Origin of the sequence: Pedobacter sp. (assembly GCF_035317785.1) — a bacterium.
GTDB lineage: Bacteria > Bacteroidota > Bacteroidia > Sphingobacteriales > Sphingobacteriaceae > Pedobacter.
Map to the genome: position 1 here is coordinate 1 of NZ_DATHGC010000269.1, position 9,086 is coordinate 9,086.

Below are 9,086 nucleotides of genomic sequence, written 5' to 3' on the forward strand. Positions count from 1 at the left end.
TTGATGCTTTTTCCGGATGTGGCATCAACATTCAGGTAATCCTGTTCCTCGTCACTGATATTGATCAGGGGTTTGTCAACCGTTCTTATACTCACATTGGCGGGAGCCTTCCAGACACCCCTTTCACTATCGACCCTGGCCATTACGCCAGCAATCATACCCGAGGGATACAAAGGAACCGTAAAACCGTCCAGCGCAGCAAGAATGGAATTGTACAAACCAAAATCCACACTGCTAAAGCCACCGGTAAGTGTCTTGCTGCTGACAGTGATTCTGGGTACACCTCCTTTCGGATCGTAGACTACAGTGATCTTATTTCCGTCGCTGCCTGCAGTTTTAGCTGTAAGTGTGACCACATCAACGGCACTCAATGCCGTAACCAGTTCCTTGATTTCAGTATGCGCATTAATTGCCAGCGCCAGCGCTGCCGCTGCAGTGGTAGGACTTGCACCAATAGCAATGCCCCCCGTTCCAAAAAACAGCCCCATGCCATTAATGGAAATCGCATGATTCTCAATTTGAATGCCTGTAATGGTTATCTTTGCGCTTGCTTTTAAAGGCGCTACCGGAGCAGCGATATCGATGACCTTAGTGATTGACTTAGCTGCACCCGTTTTTTTATAGATGCCTGCGTTTACCCCACCCCTGTTGTCTGCCTGGATTTTTATATCGTCATTTGCCAGCCGGTTGTAGCTCGCCCCGCTTTGTATCTGCGGATAATAAGCAGCACCATATTTTAAATTATCCGAACTCACCAGGTTATTCCTGAAATTATCGGCAACCGTAGTGATGACCGTAGTGCCGCCCTGGGGAACATCGATCAGCGTAAACCTGTCCTGCAATTTGGCACATTGGGCCAGCATGGCATCATTGAGCTCCTTAATGTCCGTTGCCAAAAGGCCAATGCTTTCAGGAAGTACCAGCAATGTGATCTCATCTTCCTTTTCACAGGCCTGTACGCCGGCTTTGAGCTTTGCTTTGGTTACAGCAGGTGTTACCGGGTCAAATTTATCTACAGCTACAATGTAGCACGGTCCGCCGCCATTCTCAAAAAACATTTTCACATGATAGTATAAGATATAAGGAGAAGGAGTTGGCGCCGAAACCGCAATAGCCGGCAGGTTCTCACCGGGTTTAGGTTCATTGATCACTACATCCAGTGTTTCCTTGAAAGCAGCACCAAACATCTTTTCATATTCCAGCAGCGAGGTGATCCGCTGAGGAAGGTTTGCAGCAAATTCAATTCCGTTTTTTTCCCGCTTCTCGGTATAACCGATAAATGCTGGAATAGCAGTCTCTACCTGTGCGATTGAGGGTGGAATTGTTGAGATCTCCTCAACATAAACTCCGGGGTGTTTATAGGTCAGCGCCATATCTTAATGAATTATTTAAACATATACATAGATCTTACTTTCCTCTCCGGCCTGTTTTTCCGGTATTGGATTTGGTAAATTTTCAGACAATACTACTTCTGTCCCCCCCTCTTTTCTAATCAGCTTAAGTCCAGTTTTAACTGTTTCAAAAAATGGAATTTTTACTGTACTGGCAAACAGCAGGGTGCTCGTCCCCGCTACATTATTAAGGGGATCAGGTATTGGCTGTGCCGGCGGGTTTCCGGAAAAATTATATTTACCGTAAACCGGGTTTCCGTCCGGCGTACCATCATTGCTTTTGTCTTTTAAAAGAATGTCAAAATCATCGAGATCAATTCCGCTTTGATTGACGACAAAATACTTCCAGGTTGTAGATTTGCGTTTAAAATTAATACTGAACTTTGTTTCTGTAATGGCTGCATTGCTGGCGGGGATGGTAAGTTCAAGAACCCCGAAAATTGACATTGCTGCCAGTTCAGTACTTTTAAAAAGGGTAAACGTTACGATATCGGCACCTGTATCAGCCGCATTTTTTACAGAGATGGTATACAGCCCATCCGGCAAATGCCGCATCTCCAATAACTTTGAAAATGTTTTGTCCGTTTTCCGGCCGATGTGGTAAGGCCCGGTAACAGGAGCACCATTGACGTCAAATTCAATAGTATGATTGTTTACCGCCGCACTGTTGACCCTCAGGGTCACAGCAGTATGGACATCTGCCACTGAAAAGTTCAGGCTAAAAACATCAGGGATAATGTCGTCCAGTATGGTGTACTTCAGCACTTCATTTAAAGCATCATTGCAGAAATACATCTTCTTTTGATTTGAAAATGCTTTGGCGGGAGCAGTCTGGTCCAAAATCGTCACTGCGCTAAACTTCGCCGCATTCCTCAGTCCGATACCATAATGCAAAGTAATATCACCTATACCTATGACCGGTTTATTGGCAACATCGGTCTGGCAGATCAAACTAAACCCTGTATCATACACTTTACTCAGCCAGCGCTGGTTCTTAAAGATATTTTTCACACCCGCTACCGGATTAAAATACAGGTCTGCACTCAGATTATCCTGATAATAATCATGCTTCACTTTCAATGAGATCAGTTTGCTGTAGGCGGTCATGATCTGTGTTTGGTTAGCAGTTCAACATGAGTTACTATTCCGTCAGGCACCAGCTGTACATTTTCCTGGATGGTGATCATACGGATCTTATACAAAACAGAAGGCAGATAACTGTGGCCAACTATACTCCAGAAATGGTTCATCTGCTCAAAATTGAAACTGAACAATTCGATGCTCAACCGTTCAATTGACGGGTCTATCAGGGCCAGCAGCGGGGAGTTTGACTGGGTAAATACACTCTTGCCCTGGAAAAAAGTAATGATCTGCGAAAGCTGTTTCAGTCCCTCCAGGTAGTCCTCAGTAGGATCTTCGGTGTCTGCTGCGTCAAAATTCGCGGAGATGAGTATAAAAAGGTTCAGATAAATGTCCGGATTGCGGGTTTCGATTTCACCGGTCGCGTTTTTAACGGTAACCCGCTGATCTTTCGCCACACGGTCTTCCTCAATATTCATCAGGGTCAGACCGATTGTCTTTCCGGGAATAGCCAGATCGCCATTGGAAACAATACTGGTCACCACCACAAGTTTGTCATTGGCTGTACCCGCAGCGTTGTTGAGGTACCTGTTAATTTCCTGAGATATGAAATTTAAAGCGTTGTGGATCATATTGTTAACTTATAGTACAATAATCACCCTCAATAAATGAGCTTCGCTAAATCAACAGCACAGTCGACGACAAATTAATTAGCGCAATAAAAAATTCAATAAGGATGATTGACACTAAAGTATAATTTTAGATCCGGGCTGTTTTCGCTAATAAGTGAAGTGGGTATATGGGTTAGCAAACAGCGGGTTATCAGGTTTCATAAAATAACCCGGTAACCCGCTGTGCGCTTAAGACAAAAAGAATAGTTCCGTCTTACTTGTATACTTTGATCATGAACACATAATCATCAAACTTTTGTATGATCTTGCTCTTACTCAGATTCTGCATAGAGTTCCTTTTATTGAAAACCTGCTTTTTACCTAAAGAATCACTTGGAATGGTATTTAAGGTCTCCTGGATATATTTCGCTTTAACGGCAAACGTTGCCCCGTCTACCTGTGATTGTCTGGCACTGATCACTCCTATAATATTACCATGCTGATCAAGGAGTGGACCGCCGCTGTTACCCGGATTAACCTGAATAGAAACCTGGTACTGGGTAGAATCACCATTGTAACCTGTTTTTGAACTTACATAACCCTGGTTAAACACAGCGTCATCCTTAGGAAATCCTAAAGTATACACCTCATCTCCCATAGCTACACCATTTTGTTTTAACCGGTAAGGAAGGTTGGAAAGCGGTGTGAAATTATCATCAGCTATTTTAAGGATAGCCAGATCATACTGGGAATCTGTTCTGATTACCCTTGCTTTGTACGAATTGCCATTATTATCTACAACAGTTATAGACTCTGCGTCCTTAATTACATGCAGGTTAGTCAGGATATAGCCGCTAGCCGTCAGCGCAAAGCCCGTTCCCCCATAGTTTGCAGGACGTTCATTTTTCGGTGCGTTTGCAGTAGAATTGATCTTTCTGATCAGGCTGCTCTGCGAATTTTTAATCTTGCCAAGCTCACTTCTCATCAGTTCAACGCTGCCTATCTGCTGTGTATTCTGCTGTATAGAATAAAGCATAGCCATCGTAAGCAGGATAAAAGACGCTGCCACACCTAAAGCTGCTTTATTTTTGCGCCAGATGTTCACTACAAATGAAGGATGCGGCCCAAGCTTTCTGCTCAGCGCATCGACATCGATCTGCGCATGGGCATGATCCATTTTATGCTTAAGTTCTGATATCACAGCATAATCCTGCAAAGATTCCAGAAAAACCTTGTGTGTAACCACCCGGTGATCTACTGAAGGATCGTTCAAACGCAACTCCTCAAAAGCCTTAGCTTCTGCCTCAGTCAGCTTACCGTTCAAGTAATCTTCAATGATACCTTCTAACTCTATCTCGTTCCTCATTTCAACTAGGTTTGAAAAAATATTTTTTTAAGTCTTTGCAGACATTTATATTTCTGTGTCTTGGCATTATCTGTATTGGTGTAGCCAAATTTTTCGCAGATGTCCTGCATAGACAGGTTGTTGATATAAAAGTCCTGAATAATGGTCTTGCAGGGTTCACCAAGGTGAAGGAGCGCAGCCTGCATTTTCTCAAACTGCCGGTCTTTCTCTTCGTGCTGTTCCACATCATCTTCGGTAGCTATGACATCTTCAAAGTCGGCGATATTACTGGCCTTCCTGCTTTGCTGGGCTAGCTTTTTTAGCCAGATGCGCCGGCAGACCGAATATATATACGTCTTTAGTTTACTGCTCAACTCAAAATTTCCGCCTTTTATTTTATTGTAAAGAACAATGATCCCTTCCTGATATACATCTTTCGCATCATCTTCGTCACCATTGTTATTCAAAATAAACTGCAATATCATCGGAAAATAGCCGGTATACAGTTTATTTAGCGCATCTTCCGAGTTGTTTAAGATCCCTAAAACTACCTCTCTATCTGTTGGAACTGAACTGCTTAACTTATTACTCACCAATTAATACATTTATGTGTGAATGGTAACCCAATGTTAAATAAAAAAATAATCTTTTTTAGATTTTTCATCCTCACATCGTTTACTGCTCATCTAAATGAGCTCTGCAGCTCCTGATGCTTACCGTTTAATACAACATAACCGCAAAGGGTAACCCAAATTGTATTTTTTAAAATTTTTCCGGATTATTTGAGCAGAAACAATACATTTGCGGCGTGAAACAGGAACAAATAAAAATATTTTTATTTTTTTTCGGTTACCTGGGTTACCTTTTAAACTTTAAGGTATTAATCACTAAAATTAATTAATTATTTAAAACAGAATTAGAATGAAAAACGCATTTAAATTTGGCTTTTTAGCTTTAGCAATTTCTTTATCAGTAGCAGCTTGTAATTCAGAAAAAACTGGCGAAGCTACAGATACTACTTTAACTGATTCTTCAGCAGTTGTTACTGATGTTGATACTACAGTTACTGATTCAACTGTAAAAGATACTGCAGTTACTACTACTACTACAACTACTGATACAGTAAAACACTAGTAGTAAGCTAAGTCAAAAACTTATAAAAGGCGTACGATCTATATCGTACGCCTTTTTTGTTGGACTAATAATGCTACCTTTGCGCTTTAAAACAGTATTGTCCATGAATTTATCTCCTCTTCAAGCCATTTCTCCGGTTGACGGCCGTTATAGAAATACCACACAAAACCTATCTAAATATTTTTCTGAATATGCGCTGATTAAATACAGGGTGCATGTCGAAATAGAATACTTTATTGCACTTTGCGAGGCTCAGATAGCCGGTTTAGAGGATTTTGATAAGTCTGGCTACTCCAGGCTCCGTGCCATACATGAGCAATTCAATGACGGGCACGCCCAGGAAATTAAAGACACCGAGAAAATCACCAATCACGACGTGAAAGCCGTGGAATACTTCATCAAGAAAAGATTTGATGAGCTTGGCCTGCAGGATTATAAAGAATTCATCCATTTCGGACTGACCTCACAGGACATCAACAACACCGCAATCCCATTTACGATCAAACTGGCGCTGAATGAAGTATACTATCCTCAGATCGCTGAGCTGATCGCCAGAATAAAGGAACTTGCCGCAGAATGGAAAAACATCCCGTTGCTGGCACATACCCACGGACAACCGGCATCTCCTACTAAACTCGGCAAAGAGTTCATGGTTTTTGCCGAGCGGCTGGAAATACAGCTGAACAATTTAAAAAGCATCCCGAACAGTGCCAAGTTTGGCGGGGCGACGGGCAATTTTAACGCACATCATATCGCTTATCCGCAAACCGACTGGGTAGCATTCTCCAATAATTTTGTCAATGAGATCCTGGGCTTAACTCGCGCCCAGTACACCACCCAGATCGAGCATTACGATCAGTTTGCGGCTCAGTGCGATGCCTTAAAACGAATCAACAATATCCTGATCGATATGGACAGGGACATCTGGGCTTATATCTCTAAAAATTACTTCAAGCAAAAGATCAGGGAAGGTGAAATAGGCTCATCCGCCATGCCGCATAAAGTAAACCCGATTGATTTTGAAAACGCAGAAGGAAATGCGGGTATGGCCAACGCTTTATTTGAATTCTTTGCAGCCAAACTGCCAATTTCCAGGCTCCAAAGGGACCTAACGGACTCTACGGTTCTTAGAAACATTGGCGTACCGATGGCGCATACTTCCATAGCGATCGCATCAACTTTAAAAGGACTGAACAAATTATTGCTGAATGAAGATGCCATTAACGCCGATCTGGAAAACAACTGGGCGGTAGTAGCAGAGGCCATACAGACTGTTTTGAGAAGAGAAGCTTATCCCAATCCATATGAGGCACTGAAAGACCTCACCCGTACCAATGAGAAGATCACAGCATTGACCATGGCCAATTTCATAGATGGATTGGATGTCAGTGATCAGCTAAAGGCAGAACTTAAAAAGATCACTCCTTTTACTTATACAGGCATATTTTAACTTTATGTGTCTATATAATCCGGACAGATTATAATCATTCTAAAATATAATGACCTAAAACAGACATCGTGGTCTGAATTTGCATCAATGAATTAATTATTTTTGTAGAAAAAAATAAGACAATGACTATCAACGTATATACAGAACAAACACCGAACCCTGCTACAATGAAGTTCATGGTCAATAAATTATTGATCAATGGCAGTGAGGATTTCGCAACGAAGGAAAGTGCCGAGCATTCTCCTTTTGCCAAAGAGCTGTTCAAGTTCAACTTTGTAAACGGTGTCTTTTTCGCAAGTAATTTCGTAACCATCACCAAAACTGAAGGAACGGACTGGGCAGATGTAGAACCTATCCTGAAAGAGTTTGTCAAAGGTGCTGTTGAGTCAGAATATAAGATTAAAGAAGATACTTCCGAAGAGGCTCCCGCTTTTGAAGGTACAGATACGGAGATCAAGATCCAGCAGATCCTGCACGATTATGTTCGCCCCGCAGTAGAGCAGGATGGCGGAGCGATCAGCTATAAATCCTTTGATGAGAACGATGGCGTGGTGACAGTGGAGCTCAGAGGCTCGTGCAGCGGCTGCCCTTCTTCAATCATCACCCTTAAATCAGGCATACAGAACTTGTTGCAGAGAATGGTGCCTGAGGTTAAAGAAGTGGTATCGGAGGCCTTGTAGTTTTAAAAATACTTAATAAAAACCTTTATACAAAGGTTTTTTTATGCGCCTAATTTAATGTCTTAGAATTATTGATTAAAATGCCTGTCAATGGTCTCCAGCAACTCCCCATCAATCTTCGCATTCGTAGCTAAAATCTCCCTGGTATTGATAAACTCATCACCACCGCTAAAGTTTAGGATATTTCCACCGGCCTGCTGTACCAGGTACGCACCCGCAGCTACATCCCAGGCGTTGAGGTTGTACTCAAAAAAAGCATCAAACCTGCCGCAGGCCACATAAGCCAGGTCAACAGCAGCTGAACCGATCCGTCTTAATCCATGGCATTTCTGCATCATTTCAGAAAATAGCTGCATGTATTTCGCCTGTTTATCAAACTGGTAATAAGGAAATCCGGTAGCCAATAAACAATCCGCCAGGGCAGTTCTGCCTGAAACCCTGATCTCTTTATTGTTCAGGTAAGCCGCGCCGCCTTTATAAGTATAAAACATTTCTCCCCTGTTGATCTCGTAGACCACCCCTATCACAGGCTGATCTCCCTCATACAAGGCAATACTAACCGCATAAGTGGGGATTCCATGAATAAAATTTGTAGTCCCGTCCAGCGGATCTATGATCCAGTTGTACACCTCGCCCTTACTGTTAATGGTCTCTTCCTCTGTGGTAAACCCCGCCTCCGGAATCAGTTTCTTCAGGTTCCTGACCAGCTGCTTCTCCGCATTTTTGTCCACATAAGAGACCAGATCGTTCAATCCCTTGAATTCGATAGCATTCGCATCAAAATTCATAGATTCTTTCCTGATAAAATTGCCTGTCAGACGTGTAATGGCAATAACTTTATTGCACAGCAGTTCGTAATCCAAATCCGTAAATGAGTTTAATAATTAGCCAATTTTTCTTTATTCCTTTGAGAATAGCTCACAAGAAGCAAGCCAGACAAGAATAACAAACTCGATATCAATTCTGCCTGGGTAAAAGGGATGCCTGCCACATGGTATTTGGTATTCACCCGGATCAGTTCTATACAAAAACGCTCAATACCGTTCAGCATCAGGTAAATCCCAAACATAGTGCCCGGAGACTTAATGCGGTCACGGATCTTCCACAAAAAGAGAAACAGGATAAAGCAGATGATCACCTCATAAATAGGTGTCGGATATACCGGGTCGCGCAGTTCATTGCAAAATTTACCTACACAGCCTGCTATCGGATCTCCCTCACCGGCAACATTATTCGGATAGGTATAAGCCCATAACCAGTCCGGAAGCCAGTTAAAAGGCTTAGGATTTAAGTTAGAGATTCCCCAGTCACCATCACCCGACAGGTGACAGCCAATCCTGCCTACACTATAGGCCCGCATCATACCAGGCCCGCCAATATCAAGCATGTGTAAAG

10 protein-coding genes are annotated in these 9,086 nt (G+C 42.5%); 3 read left to right on the forward strand and 7 right to left on the reverse strand.

From position 1 onward, the window contains the following. The 5 genes from VK541_RS16700 to VK541_RS16720 all read right to left on the reverse strand — a co-directional run. Window positions 1-1,373: hypothetical protein (locus VK541_RS16700; RefSeq protein WP_324371471.1), on the reverse strand; the 1,373-nt coding region annotated here is incomplete at its 3' end. Window positions 1,374-1,388: 15 nt separating this feature from the next. Continuing rightward, window positions 1,389-2,498, reverse strand: a complete 1,110-nt coding sequence (locus VK541_RS16705) for a hypothetical protein (RefSeq protein WP_324371472.1) — start codon at window positions 2,496-2,498, stop codon at window positions 1,389-1,391. Further along, window positions 2,495-3,103, reverse strand: a complete 609-nt coding sequence (locus tag VK541_RS16710; protein ID WP_324371474.1) for a DUF4255 domain-containing protein — start codon at window positions 3,101-3,103, stop codon at window positions 2,495-2,497. Before VK541_RS16710 ends, VK541_RS16705 begins: the two co-directional genes overlap by 4 nt. A 253-nt stretch (window positions 3,104-3,356) precedes the next feature. Continuing rightward, complete coding sequence (locus VK541_RS16715; RefSeq protein WP_324371475.1) at window positions 3,357-4,448, reverse strand: serine protease; 1,092 nt, start codon at window positions 4,446-4,448, stop codon at window positions 3,357-3,359. A 5-nt stretch (window positions 4,449-4,453) separates the two neighbouring features. Next, on the reverse strand, window positions 4,454-5,020 hold the full coding sequence (locus tag VK541_RS16720) for a sigma-70 family RNA polymerase sigma factor (protein WP_324371476.1): 567 nt from the start codon (window positions 5,018-5,020) through the stop codon (window positions 4,454-4,456). A 328-nt stretch (window positions 5,021-5,348) separates the two neighbouring features. On the opposite strand from VK541_RS16720, the gene VK541_RS16725 reads away from it, so the two are divergent. The 3 genes from VK541_RS16725 to VK541_RS16735 all read left to right on the forward strand — a co-directional run bounded on the left by VK541_RS16725 (window position 5,349) and on the right by VK541_RS16735 (window position 7,691). After that, the gene (locus tag VK541_RS16725) at window positions 5,349-5,561 is read left to right on the forward strand and encodes a hypothetical protein (protein WP_324371477.1); all 213 of its coding nucleotides are present in this window, start codon (window positions 5,349-5,351) and stop codon (window positions 5,559-5,561) included. Window positions 5,562-5,664: 103 nt separating this feature from the next. After that, on the forward strand, window positions 5,665-7,011 hold the full coding sequence (gene purB / locus VK541_RS16730; protein ID WP_324371478.1) for an adenylosuccinate lyase: 1,347 nt from the start codon (window positions 5,665-5,667) through the stop codon (window positions 7,009-7,011). Between the two features lie 122 nt (window positions 7,012-7,133). Next, window positions 7,134-7,691, forward strand: coding sequence for a NifU family protein (locus VK541_RS16735; protein ID WP_285057505.1), 558 nt, complete (start codon window positions 7,134-7,136; stop codon window positions 7,689-7,691). Between the two features lie 68 nt (window positions 7,692-7,759). On the opposite strand, the gene VK541_RS16740 is transcribed toward VK541_RS16735, so the two are convergent. Further along, window positions 7,760-8,554, reverse strand: coding sequence for an inositol monophosphatase family protein (locus VK541_RS16740; RefSeq protein WP_324371479.1), 795 nt, complete (start codon window positions 8,552-8,554; stop codon window positions 7,760-7,762). Between the two features lie 14 nt (window positions 8,555-8,568). Beyond that, a partial coding sequence (locus VK541_RS16745) for a prolipoprotein diacylglyceryl transferase family protein (protein WP_324371480.1) occupies window positions 8,569-9,086 on the reverse strand: 518 nt, incomplete at its 5' end.

Excerpts from the sequence above, each read along its gene's own strand:
- VK541_RS16705 (WP_324371472.1), bottom strand. The coding sequence starts at position 2,498 with ATGACCGCCTACAGCAAACTGATCTCATTGAAAGTGAAGCATGATTAT.
- VK541_RS16735 (WP_285057505.1), top strand. The coding sequence starts at position 7,134 with ATGACTATCAACGTATATACAGAACAAACACCGAACCCTGCTACAATG.
- VK541_RS16725 (WP_324371477.1), top strand. The coding sequence starts at position 5,349 with ATGAAAAACGCATTTAAATTTGGCTTTTTAGCTTTAGCAATTTCTTTA.
- VK541_RS16715 (WP_324371475.1), bottom strand. The coding sequence starts at position 4,448 with ATGAGGAACGAGATAGAGTTAGAAGGTATCATTGAAGATTACTTGAAC.
- purB (WP_324371478.1), top strand. The coding sequence starts at position 5,665 with ATGAATTTATCTCCTCTTCAAGCCATTTCTCCGGTTGACGGCCGTTAT.
- VK541_RS16710 (WP_324371474.1), bottom strand. The coding sequence starts at position 3,103 with ATGATCCACAACGCTTTAAATTTCATATCTCAGGAAATTAACAGGTAC.